At 27.6% G+C, this 19,594-nt stretch carries 16 protein-coding genes; all 16 read right to left on the bottom strand.

Going from position 1 to position 19,594, the window contains the following annotated elements; genetic code table 11:
- Positions 1-165 precede the first annotated feature (165 nt).
- Positions 166-2,934, bottom strand: a complete 2,769-nt coding sequence (locus N4A48_RS03775) for a lectin like domain-containing protein (protein ID WP_293664453.1) — start codon at positions 2,932-2,934, stop codon at positions 166-168.
- Positions 2,935-3,175: 241 nt separating this feature from the next.
- Complete coding sequence (locus N4A48_RS03770) at positions 3,176-4,894, bottom strand: methyl-accepting chemotaxis protein (protein WP_293664452.1); 1,719 nt, start codon at positions 4,892-4,894, stop codon at positions 3,176-3,178.
- 132 nt (positions 4,895-5,026) lie between these two features.
- Positions 5,027-6,901, bottom strand: a complete 1,875-nt coding sequence (htpG, locus tag N4A48_RS03765; RefSeq protein ID WP_293664451.1) for a molecular chaperone HtpG — start codon at positions 6,899-6,901, stop codon at positions 5,027-5,029.
- A gap of 274 nt (positions 6,902-7,175) precedes the next feature.
- Positions 7,176-8,027 carry an RCC1 domain-containing protein gene (locus tag N4A48_RS03760; RefSeq protein WP_293664450.1) on the bottom strand — a complete coding sequence of 284 codons (852 nt, stop codon included), beginning with the start codon at positions 8,025-8,027 and terminating at the stop codon, positions 7,176-7,178.
- A 17-nt stretch (positions 8,028-8,044) separates the two neighbouring features.
- On the bottom strand, positions 8,045-9,283 hold the full coding sequence (locus tag N4A48_RS03755) for an RCC1 domain-containing protein (protein ID WP_293664449.1): 1,239 nt from the start codon (positions 9,281-9,283) through the stop codon (positions 8,045-8,047).
- A gap of 348 nt (positions 9,284-9,631) precedes the next feature.
- Entirely contained in the window at positions 9,632-10,030 is a 399-nt protein-coding gene (locus tag N4A48_RS03750) for an Rpn family recombination-promoting nuclease/putative transposase (RefSeq protein ID WP_293664471.1), read from the bottom strand.
- A gap of 370 nt (positions 10,031-10,400) precedes the next feature.
- Positions 10,401-10,577 (bottom strand): hypothetical protein, encoded by a 177-nt coding sequence (locus N4A48_RS03745; RefSeq protein ID WP_293664447.1) that lies wholly within the window; start codon positions 10,575-10,577, stop codon positions 10,401-10,403.
- 35 nt (positions 10,578-10,612) lie between these two features.
- Positions 10,613-10,792 (bottom strand): hypothetical protein, encoded by a 180-nt coding sequence (locus N4A48_RS03740; RefSeq protein ID WP_293664446.1) that lies wholly within the window; start codon positions 10,790-10,792, stop codon positions 10,613-10,615.
- A gap of 135 nt (positions 10,793-10,927) precedes the next feature.
- The gene (locus tag N4A48_RS03735) at positions 10,928-11,617 is read right to left on the bottom strand and encodes a CRISPR-associated endonuclease Cas6 (RefSeq protein WP_293664445.1); all 690 of its coding nucleotides are present in this window, start codon (positions 11,615-11,617) and stop codon (positions 10,928-10,930) included.
- A gap of 9 nt (positions 11,618-11,626) precedes the next feature.
- Positions 11,627-13,888 carry a CRISPR-associated helicase Cas3' gene (cas3, locus tag N4A48_RS03730; protein WP_293664444.1) on the bottom strand — a complete coding sequence of 754 codons (2,262 nt, stop codon included), beginning with the start codon at positions 13,886-13,888 and terminating at the stop codon, positions 11,627-11,629.
- 4 nt (positions 13,889-13,892) lie between these two features.
- A complete protein-coding gene (gene cas5b / locus N4A48_RS03725) occupies positions 13,893-14,558 on the bottom strand; it encodes a type I-B CRISPR-associated protein Cas5b (RefSeq protein WP_293664443.1) in 666 nt (221 codons plus the stop codon).
- Positions 14,559-14,569: 11 nt separating this feature from the next.
- The gene (gene cas7b / locus N4A48_RS03720) at positions 14,570-15,463 is read right to left on the bottom strand and encodes a type I-B CRISPR-associated protein Cas7/Csh2 (protein ID WP_293664442.1); all 894 of its coding nucleotides are present in this window, start codon (positions 15,461-15,463) and stop codon (positions 14,570-14,572) included.
- A 1-nt stretch (position 15,464) separates the two neighbouring features.
- Entirely contained in the window at positions 15,465-17,084 is a 1,620-nt protein-coding gene (locus N4A48_RS03715; protein WP_293664440.1) for a TIGR02556 family CRISPR-associated protein, read from the bottom strand.
- A gap of 244 nt (positions 17,085-17,328) precedes the next feature.
- Positions 17,329-17,940 carry a CRISPR-associated protein Cas4 gene (gene cas4, locus N4A48_RS03710; RefSeq protein WP_293664438.1) on the bottom strand — a complete coding sequence of 204 codons (612 nt, stop codon included), beginning with the start codon at positions 17,938-17,940 and terminating at the stop codon, positions 17,329-17,331.
- Positions 17,915-18,205, bottom strand: a complete 291-nt coding sequence (cas2, locus tag N4A48_RS03705) for a CRISPR-associated endonuclease Cas2 (protein ID WP_293664436.1) — start codon at positions 18,203-18,205, stop codon at positions 17,915-17,917. Before cas2 ends, cas4 begins: the two co-directional genes overlap by 26 nt.
- Positions 18,206-19,198: a CRISPR-associated endonuclease Cas1 gene (gene cas1, locus N4A48_RS03700; protein ID WP_293664434.1), complete on the bottom strand. Its 993-nt coding sequence runs from the start codon at positions 19,196-19,198 to the stop codon at positions 18,206-18,208. It abuts the gene before it with no gap.
- Positions 19,199-19,594 lie beyond the last annotated feature (396 nt).

The following is a 19,594-nucleotide window of genomic DNA, read 5'->3' as shown; positions in this document are numbered from 1 at the left end:
AGTCCTCCTTTTTTGGTGAATAAAGTAAAAAACTTGATTATATTCCCTGTTTATCGACACAGTAAATTTTAACATAAGTAAATAAAGTGTAACAATAGAAAATTTCTATACACATCTGATTTTCTATTATAATTTTGTATAGTGTATTTATTCTTTAAATAATTCTTATTTATTTCTAGTAAACCTATTAGAAATCACAGATAAATCAAAAGCATCAACTTGTCCATTATTATTTAAGTCTAGGATTTTAGCATTTTGGCTCTCATCTGCATTTTCATTAAAATATCCTGTTCCCCAAGCTAAATCGCCCAAATCCGCACCATTATTATTGTTAATATCAATAACTCTGCTAAGTCTTAACTCAGACTCTAATTGCTTTAATTGATACAATAAGTTGTCAACTTCTTGTTCTGATATATCATTATTAGCCATTTTTTGTTTCACTAATTCAAATTTTGCTTTATATGAATCCATTTTTTCTTTAGGGTATTGTCCGTGAGCTTCTCCAACAACCATATTAGGCAACCATTTTTCAACTTCTTCAACATATACCTTAACTTGTTCTGGTTTAGCAGTTTCTCCAGAAACAACTGTGATTATAGAAGAAGGCAAACTTTTTGAAAATCCAAAGCTACCATCTCTTTTACCAATACCCATGTAACTACATTCAAGAGAACCCTTTTCTGAATCTAATTTATCTTTAACTTCAAAATAAATATTCATAAGCGATACGGAATCATTTCCTTTAATAGGTGTTTTCAAAGGGAATAAAAGTGATAGTTCTCCGCTATCCTCTTTAATCATTCCATCATATTCAATAACACTATCTAATACTATCTCATGCCTTACTTTTTTAAAAATAGATTCATCATAAGAAATTGTAGAATCTATGGCTGCAACTTGATCAGCATCTTTGATTTTTACTGTCAAAACAAACTCCTCACCTGGTTTAAGTCTAGTTGAAGAAGCTTCAAGCATTACTTTTGATGATGTTGTTTCACTATTATTTGACTCTACTGACTTATTCTTTGTGTAAGCTTTTAAACATAAGTTTCCATAAGTACTCTTATTTTTAGGAAATGGATTTAAGTCACTAAGGAATGAATCTCCAAATGAATCTGGAAAAAACGTTTCTAAATTATTAGTATTAGAGTTAAATCTTCCATGCTCCCAATCCCTTGATTCAAAAGCATAAGGCTCGTCTATACCTTCTGTTTCTAGATGAATACCAATAGCAAAGTCTTTATTTTTAATCAAATCAATAGACTTATCTAATTTTATTGTATGATAACCAGCAGACTCTATTGTCCCATTTTTAACTAAATAGTTATCAATAGTTGTCTCATATTCATCAAAGCTTAATTCAGATCTAAGTTTGTCAAACTCAGGAATAACATAAAGTTTATATGATGTATTTTTTCCTAAAGTATAAAATCCAATAGCTTCAAGTGATTCATCTGATTTAGTAATAAATCGATTAAAATAACCATCTAAATCAGAATCTACATCTCCCCAGCTACTTTTTTTACTTGTATATCCATATTCTTCATGATCATACATGTTATCGTAGTTTTTATTGTCTTCAACTTTCTTAATTGCAAACATGTTGTGACCAATATATAAGTCATCATATGAAACGTATTTATATCCACCGTCTCCTTCTGATTTGCCTCCAGAATTCTTTACAATCCAAGCTCCATCTTGAGATGGTGTCTTCCTAAAATTTTCTTTCTTATACGAATCATCCCAACCTACAATCAAAATTTGATGATTGAAATTTTTTCCCTTAATATCATAATAGCAGCTTCCAGTTTCTAAATTTTCATACTCATCTAAATTATGACAGTCTATATACATAGAAGATGAAATTGATCCATAGTCTAAAATAGCCTGTTTCATATCTATTCTATTTCTATCTTCTATAAAAGCTATGTCCTGTACATGAACTAACTTTTCTTCAACATCTCTAATAGTTTTAAAACTAGAATCATAAGCATCTTTCTTTTCATCTACGGCACCTTTCCAGTTAACTAAATAGTTAATTGCCATACCAAAAGTCCCACCTTGCTTTACTTTAAGTTGATCTAAATTTAAATCGTCTTGTGTGTCATTATCAATTAAATTTTCATAGTATCCATGATGATGCATCATATGATTTTCTGATAAATCTATATCTTCTCCAGTAGATTTTTTCCATGTATGTTCTGTTGCTCCTAAGGCTGCAAATGCCCAGCACGGTCCCGAATGTTCCTGATCTTTTACAGGTGTTGTCCAGTTTTTTTCGCGTGCATCAAACGAAACTGCAAATCCTTTGTCTAAGGGCTTTGTAATAACTTCTTCCTCTTGAGGCTCAACAATAGCTCTTAGAGCAAGATAACCAATATTATACGACGCTTCACTTGTATCTGTTAAAAAATCCATTGAATTAATGTCCGTATAATATGTTTTACCTTTTTTAGCTTGACCCATTTTGCAAACAGGAATAACTTGTTCATCTGCATTAGACTTATCAAAACTTATACCAATACCAATTACACTATTCTCTTTTAACTGAATTTTATCTTTTAATCCAATTTCAATCCAACCATTGGTATCTGTTGTTCCGTTATAGATTTCATAATCTTTAATCTTATTTTTTCCAAAATAATCATTTGCAGAAAGAGTTTTCATCTTTTCATCAAAATCAGAAATAAAATAAAGTTTAAAGTCTAATCCTGATTTTTTACTATAAAATTTTACTTTAGTTAGATTTTCATTACTATCAATTTCAAATCGATTGAAATGAGTAAGTTGAAAATTTTCTTCAGTTGCAAACTCATAGGCTTTTATATCTCCATCATCATAGCTGTATTTATCCATTGACTTTGCTAATGATGGTGTACACATAAAAGTTATGCAAATAATAATTGATATAATTGCTATATATTTTTTCATTTACATCAACCTTTCCTAAATTTAATATGATTGTATTTATATATGGCAATATTCGTATTATATTGACAACATTCCGCTTTCAATTTATCATAATCGACACATATTTACCAATATTTATTATTTATACTTATTAATGTATATATAGAAATTTTTTATACACTTTGAAATATTTTCAAAGTAAGCAAAAAAATAAATAGTGTCAATGAATTTATTTCAAATAACACTATTTATCCTAATTTATTTAAAACTTAAACTTAGTTACTTCCTCTTTCAATCTATCGGTATTTTCTCTAGCTTCATTTGTTTTATCAATTATATCACTTGATTGATTATCTATATCACTTATTTTTTGAGCGATATTACTTGTTCCATCAGCTCCTTCATTTGAAGCTAGTGCTACTTGTTCTATGGTATTTAATATATCTTGAATAGATGCTGATAATTCTTCTGAAGTTGTGCTAAACTCCGTTACTAAATTTTCTACAAATACTGCATCACCACTATATTTTTGTGCTACATTAAGCATTCTTTCATAATCATTAACTACATCATTTGATACAAAATTCAGTATATCTTGTGAACTATCAGATAAATTGTTCACCGATTTCATAACTTTTTCTGTTATAAGTTGTATCTCTTCTACTGTTTCCTTAGATTGTTCCGCTAAGTTCCTTATTTCCTCTGCTACTACTGAAAATCCCTTTCCTGCTTCTCCTGCTCTTGCTGCTTCAATTGCTGCATTTAAAGCTAATAGATTTGTTTTTTCAGTTATTTGCATAATTGCTTCTGATAAAACATTAATTTGATTTACTATACTTGAATCTTGTATTGCTTTTTCTAAATCCTGTTTTGTTTTCTTGAATATATCTTCAGCTTTTTGACTTGCATTTTCAACATCAATTTGTATATTCTCTGCTCTTTTATTTATTTTACCAGCTTGTAATGCTCCTTCTTGTGCTCTTTTTGATATAGCTTCAACTGCATTTCCTATTTCAATAGATGTTGCATTCATTTGTTCTGAAGAGGCTGCCGTTTGCTGCATTCCAGCTGATAATTGCTCAGTAGTAGCAGATACTTCTTGTATATTTTCATCAAGATTGTTCATATTTTGTGATATTAATTCTACTACTTCCCTAATATCCTCTCCTTCTTTTTTTACATTGGTAATTAAAGTCTTTAATGAATCTTGCATTACATCTATATTGTTTGCAATATCTCCAATTTCATCTTTTCTATTTTTGTATTCTTCTGGAACATCTAGTGAAAAATCACCACCAGCAATAGTATTTAAATGATTTATAGCTAAATTCAATGGATATGCTATAGATTTTGAAATAAGCATAGTTAAAGCAAGTGCTATAACTACAGAAATTAAAACTTGAATTCCAAATGATTTTACTGAGCTATAATAATCTTTATCATTTTGCTTATTAAGATTTTGTGCTACTTCAATATTATAGTTAGCTAAGTCTATTAAATTAGTTTGAAATTGTGATGCAACATCTTCAATCTTCCCAAATGCCTCAAATGCTTCTATTTGCTTTCCATCTAAAGCCAATTCTATAGCAATATTTCTACCTTCTCTATATTTTGCAAGATTATTTTCTGTAGTGACAATCAAATCCTCTTCATATTTATCTAAACTGGTATTCTTATACGCTTCCCAATTTTCAGCAAATTTTTTTACTCGTCTACCAATATCCTCAACTCTCTTTTTTTGTTTCTCCTTATTCTCTGTCTCTAACATTAAATAGTATATATCCCCTTCTACAGCTCTTGCTTGAGTCCTATTATCATTTAAATATTGTATTGCCAATAATCTATCATTATACATTGTTGTCATAGCTTCATTAGATTTTAAAAGATAATAATATCCAGTTAATCCCATAACACATAATAATACTATCATTACAATTGCAAATATCAAAAACTTAAATTTAATCCTTAAATTCCCTAGCACCTATAAATTCCCCCTTTTTTCTATCATATGTTGTAAATAATTACATTTTTCTCTTTAATTTTACCATAATATTCATATTATTTATACATTATTTTAAAATAAAAATAACGCATATAAAATGCGTCATTTTTACTATTTCATTATCTTACACATATTATTAGTGAACTCTACAGGATCTTCTATAGGAAGTCCTTCTATAAGAAGAGCTTGATTGTAAAGTAATCCTGTATACAATTTAAACTTATCTTTGTCACTTTCATAGGCATCTTTTAAAGATTTGAATATATCATGATTTATATTTATCTCTAAAACCTTATCAGCTTTTACTCCTTGGCTCTCAGGCATAGCATTTAAAATCTTTTCCATTTCTATACTAACATCTCCATCATTTGATAAGCATACTGGATGTTTTTTTAGTCTCTTAGATGCTTTAACAGCCTTAACCTTATCAGATAAAGATTCTTTCATTAAATTAAATAAATCTTTATTTTCATTCTCATTAACTGATTCTTCACTATCATCTGATTCTATCCCTAAATCTTTACTAGATACAGATTTAAACTCTTTTTCTTTATAGTTCATAAGAACTTTTATAGCAAATTCATCTATATCATCTGTAAAATAAAGTATCTCATATCCTTTATCCTTTATAAGGTCAGTTTGTGGTAGTTTATCAATTCTATCAATAGACTCTCCAGCAGCATAATATATATACTTTTGATCCTCAGGCATTCTAGATACATATTCATCTAAAATAACCATCTTCTTCTCTTTTGATGAATAGAACATTATTAAATCTTGAAGTACCTCTTTATTAGCTCCAAAATCACTATATACTCCATACTTTAAGTGTCTTCCAAATGAATCATAGAACTTTTCATACTTTTCTCTTTCGTTCTTTAATAAGTTCTTCAACTCATTCTTTATCTTATTCTTTATATTCTTTGCAATAGACTTTAACTGTCTATCATGTTGTAGTATTTCTCTTGATATATTTAATGATAAATCTTCAGAATCTACTATACCCTTTACAAATCCAAAATAATCAGGAAGTAAATCAGAGCATTTTTCCATAATCATAACTCCGCTTGAATAAAGCTCTAAACCTTTTTCATATTCTTTAGTATGAAAATCAAATGGAGTTTGTTCTGGAATATATAATATAGCATTGTATCTTATCATACCATCAACACTAAGATGAGCATGCCTTAAAGGCTTATCAAACCCATAATGTTTTTCTGCATAAAAATTCTCATAATCTTCATCTTTAAGCTCATTCTTATTCTTTCTCCATATCGGAACCATACTGTTTATAGTTTCTTCTTGTACAACATCTTCAAATTCACCTTCTGTTCCTTCTTTAGGCTTTTTAGTAGTTACATCCATCTTAATTGGGTATCTTATAAAATCAGAATACTTCTTAATTATAGATCTTATTGTATACTCTTCTAAGTATTTATCAAAATCTTCATCTTCTGTGCTTTCTTTTATCTTAAGTGTAATTTCTGTTCCTACACTATCCTTACTACCTTCTTCTATTGTATAACCTTCTACACCTTTAGACTCCCACTTATAAGCTGTATTAGATCCAAAAGATTTACTTACAACAGTTACACTATCAGCTACTAAAAATGCTGAATAAAAACCTACTCCAAATTGACCTATTATATCATGACCTTCTTTTATTTCATTATCTTCTTTGAACTGTAAAGATCCACTCTTAGCTATGATTCCTAAATTATTTTCAAGTTCCTCTTTATTCATTCCTATACCAGTATCTGATATTTTAACTAACCTATTATCCTTATCAACATCTATATTTATATAATAGTCATCTTTATTAAATGTTATAGTATCATCAGTTAATGCCTTATAGTATATCTTATCTATAGCATCACTCGAATTTGAAATAAGCTCTCTTAAAAAAATCTCCCTGTGAGTATAAATTGAGTTGATCATAAGATCTAGCAATCTCTTAGATTCTGCTTTGAATTGTTTAGTTTCCAAATCTATCTCTCCTTCCACCCTTATGTATATGATTATTTTGTTAGCACTCTAAGTCACCGAGTGATAACTCATATATTTTATATATCATATTTATTTTTTTATGTCAACATATATCAACGGAATTAATGAAGATTCCGTTGCTATATATTGATAACTTTTAATCTTTTATTTTATAAACTATAAACCAAACTATAGGTATAAGCACTCCCCCTATAATTCCAAACGCCCTTGTTATCCCAAACCTTTCAGCCAACAAGCGCGATCTATTTAAGGATTAAAAGTTAACTCTAGTTGGAGTATAAACACCTCTTATAACTTCTACGCCAAGTTGATTATTATCATTTTTACCCCAACCCCACAATGTTCCGTCTTCCTTTATTGCAAAGGAACTGTCATCGCTTGCTAATATATCTTTATACTTTTCATCACTTATTTTGATTGGCGTTTCTCTGTATTCTGTAGTTCCATCACCTAATTCTCCATTATCATTCCTTCCCCAAGCCCATAATGTTCCATCCTTTTTTATGGCTAACACATGAGATCCTGATATTGAAAAGTCTAACCAATCATTACCTCCAGCAATTTTGCGAATCTTTTCAAGCTTATATGAAAACCTATTATTTGATTCATACGGTTTTCCTAACCAATATAAAGAGCCATCTTTTTTCATTGCAATTGCATTGCTCCATCCACCTAGTCCTACTTTTTTCCAATCAGAGTCATTTCCTACTTGATAAAATTTTCTTTTAATATCATTATATTCTATATTTGTATAGTCTGAAATGGCATACTGTCCAGCAGCCCACAATGTACCATCCTTTTTTATTCCTAATAATCCATTATCATAAGCAGAAATATTACTCCACTCACTATTATTAATTCTTTTTGCTGATATTATATTATCACTTCCTTCAAATAATTTTAAATTGCTCTGATCTCCTATAAACCATATATAGCCATCTTTATCTAACATTATCAAGTGGCATTGCCCAGCATACATATCTTTCCATTTATTAGTAATACTTATCTGGATAGGCTCATATGTACATTTTTTTGATTCTTCTCTTATATTTAGTAAATCTTCTCCCCAGGTCCATATGGTACCGTCTTTTTTTAGCCCATACATAGTATCCCACTTTACACTTATTTTTTCCCAATTTTTTCCTCATTCATTTTCATTGGTATAACTCCACCTGCATACCCAAGTCTCCCAACATAACTATTTCCCCATACCCATAGCGAATTATCCTCTTTTATTCCTCCATGTACTGTGCTATTTTTGCCATAAATTTTTTCCCACTTATTACTTGTACCTATCTGAATTGGCGAATAAGATATACATCCTTTTCCATATCCTAATTCTCCTGTTTCATTATCTCCCCACGTCCATATATTTCCATTCCGATCTAAAGCTACACTAAATCTAGTTCCATTTTCTATAGATATTACATCCTTTATACCCTCTACTTTTCTTCTTTTATAAGGATAATCTGTCGGGGTAATATATTTTGGCCCACTATAAGTCCAAACTGTATTTTTTTTATCTACATATGTTATATGTCCGTATGTATCTAAATCAATATATTCTATTTTTTCTTCAATTTTTGTTGGTTTAAAAATATATCTGTTATGAACAAATCCCCAAGACCACAAACTATCATCTTTTTTCAACGCTATAGATTCTGACCAACCTGCATGTATTTTAATCCAATTTTTATCTTGACCTACTTGTATAGGTAATTCATAAGCATACTGAATTTCTTCTCCTAATCCTAATGCTCCATTGTTGCTTTGACCATAACTCCACAATGTACCATCTTTCTTAATTAGTAAAGCATGATTATCTCCTACGGAAATATCCTTCCAATCTTTAGAAAATCCAATTTGAGTTATTCTCATATAAGGCTGTACATTGTAATCCTTATCATATACACACCCCTTCCAAATCGAATTGTCCTCTTTTATCCCTATAAAAAATACACTACCAGCACTCACCATTTTCCATTTATCTTCACTTAACTTTATTGGCTTGTTAATATAATTTTTATAGTTATCTTCACTAGACAGGGCAAGTCCCCAACCCCATAGTGTTCCATCTTTTTTCAAAGCTAAAGAATAATCCCTACCTGCTTCTACTGATTTCCAATCTCCTGTTCCACTAATTTTCAATGGGGTACTATTTGGTTTTTTTGTTCCATTTCCTAATTTTCCATATCGATTAGATCCCCAATACCAAATATTTCCACTTTCAATAACTAATACATGTTGACTCCCTGCTGATATAGATGTAAATTTCAGATTCTTACTTTCCTCGCCATATATAATCTCCATATTTGATATAAGTAAAATTATAACCATAATAATAACACTAAATCTCTTCATCCTTATCCTCCTCTGTATATTCCTTCTTTAACCTCTGTTTTGATAAGATAGTTATATTTATTGCCTAATTGTACTCACTTTAAGAAATCCAATATTTCTGCCTCCCATTATAGACATAATGTAAATTTCTAATATAATAAACCTAAACTTTTTTATGTGTACAATTATATTTATCTTACCATAATATGGCATGTATTAATACTGATTTTATATTTGTGCAAAAAAACATTAGCTTCGGTAGACTACTGTTATAAAATACAATTTAAATATTTACTACATGATCGGTATTTTTATCCTCTTTATTTGCTATTATGCACATACTAAAGTTTTCTTCTTAAATCTAACACCCTAATGTATTAGTTCGTTCTTAACCTTCTCTATTTCATCTAAAGATACTTCTAATATCTCAATAATAATATTCGTGCTATATCCTTTTTTCACTATTTTACCTATTATCTTTAATCTATTTATTATCTCATACACTTCTACATTCTGATCTAGTAAAAATATTGAACTTATTACATTTGCTATTTCTATTAACTCTTCTTTATCCATTCTATTTACATAAAATAATAAGTATCTAAAATCAATTACATTATCTTCAAATAGTTCATATCCATTCAATATTTCTTTAAAATTCCTTGCAGCTGTCCAATTATTTTTACCATTATATAATACAATCGGAATAATTGCAGGTAATCTATAGCTTTTTCTCTTTTTAGTACTATCCTTTGTATTTTTAAGCAGTAATAAAATAAAGAGGATAAAAATGTTAGAACATGATTTAAATATTTCTGTAAAAAACTTGTATTACAGCGTTTGAATATTCGTTAAAAAAGTTCGTTGTTTGACCATAGGGAGTTTAGAACTTTTAGGATATTCAATAAGATGTAATGCTTAGTTTTTTAGAAATATTTAATACATGATCGGTATTTTTATCCTCTTTATTTGCTTTTAACAACTATATAAAAACAAATATACTTTTCTTTTAATGTATTATATTCTTCTTAACCTTCCCTATTTCATCTAATTTCTTTAAATACTTACTTTAATCAAAAAGAGTAGTACATTTTACAATGACTACTCTTTTTTTATATTTCATTATATTTTTAATATACTATATTCTACCACATTCTGTACAATAATAGTGTGTTACACAGTGTCCTGAATGGCATGTTGTCTTTGAATATACTGTTCCTCCACAAGATGGACTATGTAGTACTGACGCAAAGCATGTCATTCCTCCAAACAGTAAAGTACCACCTATTATCATACTAGCCACAAGTTTTTTCATAATATGATTACCCCCTTATAGTTTTGGTTAATATACTATATCTCACCACATTCTGTACAATAATAATGTGTTACACAGTGTCCTAGAGGACGACATATCGTCTCTGAATATACTGTTCCTCCACACTCTGGACTATGTAATACTGATGCAAAACATGTCATTCCTCCAAGCAATAAAGTACCTCCTATTATCATACTAGCTACAAGTTTTTTCATAATATGATTACCCCCTTTATAATTTTACTTATAATAAGCATTCTCTATTTGGGAATAAATTCCTTTTAGTGGAGGATGTTATTTTTTATATTGCTGATTTTATTACTATATATTCCATTTTTATAGAATGTAATTCTATGCTTTTAGCAATTTTCTTAAATCCTTATTCTGATGGACTGCCCTCTTTATTGATCCATAACCTTTAGACACTGACTTTCCTAATCCCCAATAATCAGGTATATCAAAATTCACCTTAAAGCTTCCTTTAAAACCCTTCATTTTAATATTCTTCAATTTAATATCAACTTCCTTTAAATTAATCCACACATATACCTGCTTATCCACAGTATACCCTAAACTTTTAGAAATAGATAAGATATTACCTATTAATATCTTTTTTAAAAACTCTTCTCTTTCCATTTCATTCATGTTTTTATATTTTGTAAAATTATTTTGATTTAAAGATAACCACGGAGTTGCAAACTCATACTCTATATAATCTTTAGTTACTCCAAATTCAACTTCTTCCTTTACTATGTTCTTTTGATATATATCCATACTTTTGCCATCTATATTTATCTTATCTTCTTTAATCCCAATGCTTGCTACAATATCTGCGCCTTCTAAAATTCCACATATAATAGTCTTATTGCCTATAACCTTATATTGAACCTTTGGATAACTATATATAAATTTATTGTCATCGTGATTGTGCATAATAACATTATCACTATATTTATTAGCAAAATACCCTCTTACCTTTTGTGCCTGCCTTTGATTTAAATTTAAGTTCTCAATCTTTAAAATAGTATAATTCAATTTCATAAAATCCCCCTAACAAATGTCTTGTCTTGTAATTTTGATACCTCTATCTTTATCATAATACTTCTTATCTAAAATCCTCATTCCCTTCTCATTATTACAACTATCATTAATATCTTTTAAGTCTTTTTTAGGTACAGATATTTTGTACCTGTTAAGAATTTTCCATGCATTAATTATGTCTTGATTTTCTCCTATTTTATTCAAAATAATATCTATACACTTTTGAGATTCTTCATTGTAATTTATTATTATATCCTCTTTTGGAACATCATCCTCTATAAGTTCAAATTTTTTTCTTATATCATTAAATTTAAGGTCTTTTATATAATTATATATTCTTTTAGAAGAATCATCACTTTTTATATTATCAACAGCTCTAAAATATTCTTCATTTATATCTAGTATTTCACTCTCTTGTATAACAGTTCTTTTCTTTAGTATATTTTTAGTAGCTTCTAATAAAGATTTTGGATATATATATGAACAAAAAGCTCTATCATTTTCGTCTATTAAATAAAATATTTTTAATATTCCTTTCCCTTTAATTGCATTTCTATTTGCTCTTCCTCCAGTTTGATTTATTGAATCCATAGTTGAAAAATCTCTATAAACAATATCAAAATCTATATCTACTCCTGCTTCAATAATTTGAGTTGATACAAGTATATATTTTTCCTTACTAGCTTTAACTTCATTTATTATCTCAATTCTTCGGTTTGGATGTATAGCTGTTGATAAATATAGTAATTTTCTATATTCTATTTTATTTAATCTGTCTAAAACATATAAAGATGATTTTATAGTATTTAAAACTACTAAAAAGCTTTTATCTTTTTGGTCATGTATATCCTTTGTCAAGATATCACAAAAATCATCTAAATTCATAGGTTCATTTGTATTATTCTCTATTCTTATTCTATCTAATTGCTTAAATATTTCTCTATTGCTTTTTACAAGCTCTACTCCTTCTAAAAATAATGGTTTTGTTGCAGTTACAGTTATAATATAACAGTTAAATTTCTTGCATAAAATATCAAATACTTCTTTTATTATCTTATAATATTTAGGATCTAGTGCTTGTACTTCATCAAGTATTATTATACTTCCTGATAATTTATGAAATCTATTTACTATAGAGTTTTTTCCAGCTTTAAATATAGTATTGAAAAGTTGTACGAATGTTGTAGTTATTATAGTACTTTGCCAATTTTCAACACAGAACCTTGCATCATAATTTCTATATTCTTTTTCTTCATCCATTGTATTATCTTTATATTCAAGAGGAGTCATAGAGTGATGCTTTAATATTAAGCTTTCAAATTTTTTTATATTATTTTTGTCTAGTATATTCTCTAGAACTTCATAATTTTGGTCTATAATACTCGTAAATGGTATTGCATATATTATACTCGGTATTATGTTTTTACCACTTTCATTGTATATTCTTTGAAATAGTTTAAAAGCACCTCCATAAGCTGCTAATGTTTTTGATGTTCCTGTAGGAACATTTATCGAAAAAATATGATTTTTACTTAAATCTATATTTTCTATACTATTAATTACCTCTTCATATATCTGGTTTCTTATTTTAAATAATTTTGTATCTTTTATTTCTGGATGTTCTATTAATAATTTTTCTTTTACTTCTTCTTGATATTTTTTTACATATTCTTCATAAACATCTTTTGAGTTTTTATAAAATTCTCCTCTTATTAATTGTGTTTTATCAGAAGTTAATAAAAGAGAATATAAGTAATGTGTATTTATATAATCCTCTATACTAAACTCAATATTATAAAATTCATCCATAGGAGAATCCAAAAAATCTTCATCCTTTATTAATTCAAAAAATTCAGATATATCTTTTTTATAAATCCTCTTTAGCTCTTTTATATTTTTTTGTATTGAATTAGCTATCTTTAATAGTTGTGTTTTATTGTATTCAAATAAATCTTCTGATGGTTCTAAATTTCCATGATGTCTTTTAACGCACATAAATCCTATAAGCTTCCATTCACTAGGTAGCATATAATATGCAAAATATGCTGATATTTCTCCATGACATTTTAACCTGCCATCATACTCCCCTCTTAAATACTGTTGAAAATACTCACTAGCCTTTCCAAAGTCATGGCACATACAAATACTTTCTATAATTTTTTCTAATTCATCACTTCCACCGTGCATATTATGTGTATTTAAAGCTATATTAGTAGAATTAACTAGGTGGTCAACTAAACGCTGACCACCTGTATTATTTGTATGAGACATTAAATTAAAAGAAAAAGACACTGTATTCACCAACTTTTTTAAATAAATTTACTTCATTAACTTTAACTATATTATTTGGAGAGAATATTATATTTTCATACTTTATATATTCTCTTTCATTATTATTCTGAGTAGGTATCTTGTCCACATAAAACTCAAACTCACTATCCAAATCAATATTTGCATATTTTTTAGGAAACATTGTATCTATATTACCACTATCAACCTCTTTAATATCTTCAATGCCTTCATATTCTATTTTTGCTATATGCTCACTACATCCTAAGTACGGAGTGAATATAAATTCTTTAGACTTTAATATATTATTTAAATTATCTAATTTTTCTTCATCTGCACTGATAAATATCCTATACTTTACATCCCTTAAGAACTGTATTCTTGATTGAAAATTATGTGATTTATTATTATTTTTTTGAGGAATCAAGTTGAATACCTGTGTATCCTTATATACCTTATTCAAAACTTGAATACCTACCTTTATATCCTTAGTATATTCATATAAATCCTTGTAATCAATCCCAGCTATAGCTCCTATAAGTCCCTTTACAGCTACAGGATGTATAGTTAAAAAAGTAAGTGCTGATGTTGTAGAATAAGGACATCTAAAACGTGCAAAAGAGCTTTTAGCTGTAAATATTAGACTTTTCATATAATCACTCCTTAAATATCTAATACATTAAAATCTGTACTTAAATTAAGAAGCTCTACTTTAGAATGCTTATATATATTAATTTTGTTTATAATATCTTTTTTTCTATTATAATAATCTGCTAAAAGTTTTAAATCAAAGCTAAATTCCTCTATTTTTCTTATTTCAAGATCTTGTTTTTTCTTATTAATATCTATATAATCTAACTCTCCATCTATATAATTCTTATTATATATTACCTCGACTAATAATCTTGGCATTTGATTCTTTGATGTACTCTTATAATTTCTTATTCCACTAATTAATACATCCTTAAATTCTTCTAAGTCTTCTTCACTTAAATCTATATTCTGCTTTTTAGCTGTCATATCATTGTATACCATATAAGTTTTAAAAAGTGCATAAGGAGTATAATACTTTGACCAGTTTGTACCCTGCTTAGCTTCTGACTTTGAACCAGTAAAAACAGAAGTTCCTTGAGCAAATACTATATCACATTCATGAACACTCTTACTCCATACTATCTGCAATGGTCCATGTATATTAAATTTGGGGTCTGTTACTACTGCTCCAAATAATTTAACATCCTTATATTCTTGCTTTAACTTTTCTTCTAATTTTCCTTTTTTTGCATCATCTTTACTTAAACCCTCTTCTTTACTTACCTTAGCTGCAACGCCCTTACAATCTATAAATAATCCTTTTTCATTCTTCGTAGGCTTTACAAATACCTTTTCTCCTCTTGCATCAAGCTCATCCCTTACATATCTTTTTATTCTTACATCTGACATTTCAAGCTGATATGTTCTCTCATCCTGTCTTGGTCTATTATCATTTATCATATCTCCATTTGGATTACTCATTGTAGCATCAGAATATAATAAGTACTCTCTAGTATTTGCCATCTTAATCTACCTCCTTTTTTTCTTTTTCAAAATAAAAATCTTTTCCCCATGCAAATATATATTTAGCTTCATCTTGTGAAATCCTATTTTCCCTATTTGCCATCAAAAGCTTAGCTTCACTTATCATATTTTTAAGATACACACTTTCTATCTTGTATTTTTCCATTTTATCTGTTAATAAATTTGAAAAATATATGAAATCATTAAAATCAAATCTTCTAGAAAATAAGAATTTTTTTTCTAATGAAGTTTTACTATTTTTATCATCCAATTTATTTTTAATTTGATAAATCATATTTGCATAAGCTCGTCCTATTATAAAAAAAGCCTTTTTCTCTTTAGTATCAAAATACTCTTTATTATCATCAAATAATTGTCCATGACTTGAATATGTTTTCAATAAATTCCACTCCTTTTCTAAGCAACCACATTCACATAAAAAATTATATATTTTATTAATATTTTTAATACAACCAAATTTTTTATGGTTATCCCTTACATAGTGATGCTTATATATATTCATAATTCTTTTGAAGAATAAATTTCTGTTTATTCTACTTCCATTAAATATCGCAGATAAAATTTTAAGTTCTTCTTTATCTGTTGTTTTTAATTCATCTCCAGAAACTTTAACAGTTGAACAATATTTAATAACAGAATATAAGCTAAACTTAGATTTATCATCAACTTCATCATATTTATCTATAAGATTAGATATTTTACTAAATCTTGAAGGCATTACATCGCTTATTGAATAGTTAATTCCAAAAAACTGATTATTTTGTTCATAAAAAACAATATCTACAGGAGCTTTACTCTCAGATAACCTTTTTATAACCATTCTTTCTTTTGTTGATATACTTTTTAGTAATCTTTCTTGTCCCTGTTCTTCATCAAATCCTTTTTCATATACTTTTGATGTTCTTGGATTATAGGTATGAGGTAAAAACATAACACTTTTTTTAAGCCAATAAGTACTTAAATTATTCTCTATATACTTTCTGCCTAATACCATAGACTCTAGACACTGCTTACATATAACTACTCCATTTTTATCCTCGGATTCTACATTAGAGTATACCTCTTTATCATTTGTATAGAATTTATATACTGCACTATTGTAGCATTTTCCCTCACTAGAACATATATGACATTTATGTTCTCCCTTTACCTCCTTAAAAGTTTGAGAATACATAATATCAATGAACTTATCTTCAAACAATTCTCTAGGAGTTTTATTGTCTATAAGTGCGATTAGAAAAATATCTTGACCTTTTTCTTGTATACATTTTTCTACTATATTTTTCATTTTTTCTTCATTTTTTTGTATTTCACAAAATTTACACAGACGCTTAATTTTAGATTCTTTATAATAATCTAGCCTAATTCCACCTCCTAAAAAAGCATTGCCTTCCTGATAAAAAAGTGAATCCTTTACTACATCCTCATAAAAATTCTTTAAATCTCCAACTGTAATTTCATCATTTCTAGTATTTATTCTAATAGGTAGAACATACTTTATATCTTTTAGATTTATCTTTTTCACTAAAAAATCTAGCATATCTATATCTTCTTTATTATCCTTGACATATTGACCTATATTTTTTATATGAGTAATCATTCTTTACCCTCCCTTCCTTATAAATACATTTATGTATAATATTATATATGAATGTATTTATATTTTCTATCTTTCTTTATTTTGTTCTTTTCATTTTAAAATATACTGATTTTTTTCATGTTATTTTATTTATCCTTATTTTAATGGAAATTTAATACCATTTATTTTGTTCTTTTCATTTGTTTTAAGCCTTATTTTATTGGAATATTAAGATTTTTAAGTTAATATAAATTTAATTAAATCTCTATTTAATACAAATATTAGAATAACAACAATCTAAACATCTACTCTTATATCTTGTAGCCTTTGGAAAATATCCCTTTGATATATCTACATATTCTTTTATTGTCTTTTTTAGGTTAGTTTTTAATTTATCTGTAATCTCAATTTCCTTTACAGTATTTTTATCTCTACAATAAACCAAATATCCTTTATTAACACTACATTTATACATTTCTTCTATCATTATGGAATACATAACAATCTGTGTTTTATAAGTATCGTAAATTTTATCATTATATTTAGCAAATTTATAATCAAGAGGAGCCATAGTTTTATCCTCTAAAGTTAATACCTCATCAACTATTCCCTTTATTTTCAATTCCTCAGATACTAAAGAAACATTTGATTCTTTTTTTGTAACATTCAAATTTTTTCTTAAATAATCCTTATTTTCACTTTGCTTTTTTTCATGAACATTTCTTCCTAATTGAACCTTGAACCTTTTTTCTTCATATTGCTCGATACCTAGGCACTTCATAAAATATATAAACCTCTTACAATATAAAAACTCAATAATCTGAGAAGGTGTTATATAATATATATTTTCATTAAAAGAATTTTGAGATAAGTTCATCTGTTACCAACTCATTATCAAATGCTTGTCCTATAAGCCCTGCCTTTTTAAGCTCTGCTCTACTCATAGGAAATACATATACAGAATCTTTTTCTAAATCAACCATATTTTCAGCTCTAAGCTTTAATTCATCTAAGTTATTATCATCTATAGTACCTAAGAATACACTTTTTTGAACTCTATAAAGACCTATATTCTTACATTGCTTAGCTATATCTCTTCTAGTTTTATCACTAGCAATATCATAAATTACCCATATAAGCACTTAAATAGCCTCCTTTTTTAGAATTCTATTAGCTATATTGTGACAATCAAATTGAATTATATTTTGGAACTCTATATTTCTACCTCTATGCTTTATCTTTTTTTGAAGATATTCATTATATTCTGATATTAACAGCTTCTTACCATCTTGATTTAAATAAAATCCACCGTTCTCCACTTCATCAAAAAAACTTTTTTTAACTTTTTTAGTAGAAAACAGCTTAAATACTATTTCATCTATATATACTCTATACATTTCTATCAAGTCAAAAACTAAAGCCTTTTTATTATAATTATCCGTATGCATTATACCTATATATGGGTCTAAACCTGATAAAATACAAGCTCTTTCTACATTTGAATACATTATTCCATACCCATAATTTAGCATACTATTAAACTCATCCTTAGCAGGGTTTTTACTTCTTCCTTTAAACCTATATTCCTTTGGAATTAGACTACTTAAAATATCGAAATATACCCTACTCGCACTTCCCTCATGCCCTTGAATACTTCCTCTTACTTCTTCTATACTTTTATTTTTGGATATATTATCTATACTTTCAATCTGATTATTTATTTTCTCTATAGCTTCCTTTATACTTTCTTTTTTATCATCATTTCTATTTTTAGATAACTTTTTTAGATGATCTATCTGATTCTGCATCTTTATGCTTATCCATTCTTTTACAAGCTCTAACCCCATAGTATTTTCCTGTAAAAATAACTGATTTCTTCTTATAGTGCTTATACTTCCTAGCTTTGAATGCCAAACTCTTGCAAGTGGCTTACCCGTTCTTTTTAAGAAAACTATATCTATATTATTCTCAACCGCAAGCTCTATAGCATCAGTACTTAACGCAGCTTTAGTAGTCATTAATATCTGTTCAACTTTTTTAGCTGAATACTCTTGCTTAGTATCATTATTCTTTACTTTAAAACACTCGCCTGTTTTAGATACATAAGTTCCAGGTGTATTTATTATAAGCTTCATTTATCCATCACTCCAATCTTATATTTTAGATTATGAATGATTTATTGGATATTTATTCTACATTTTTGGAATATTTTTAAAACTCTCAATAGAGAATGGTACTGATATTCAGTTTCAATCCTTGTTTTAGTGGATTATCTTTTCTTACTCATATCTGTTAGTTGAATCGTATCCGTCAAAGATTTACCGTCTTGAAATTAAAAATCCAGTATAACTAATTATAAAAATTAGTATACTGGACTTTTAATCTATTTTTTCTTTTCTATTTTTAATTCTTCAGGCAATGTATCTGACCAAGGCATCAGTCTTAATAAATTTTCTCTGGTTCTTTCTATATCTTCTAATTTTGACATCTCATTCATTAAATATAGAAGGTATTTTTCTGCTACTAAATCA

This window comes from Tepidibacter sp. (assembly GCF_025210165.1).
Taxonomy (GTDB): domain Bacteria; phylum Bacillota; class Clostridia; order Peptostreptococcales; family Peptostreptococcaceae; genus Tepidibacter_A.
Note: the sequence above shows the minus strand (reverse complement) of the source record. Positions and strands in the feature narration are given on the sequence as shown.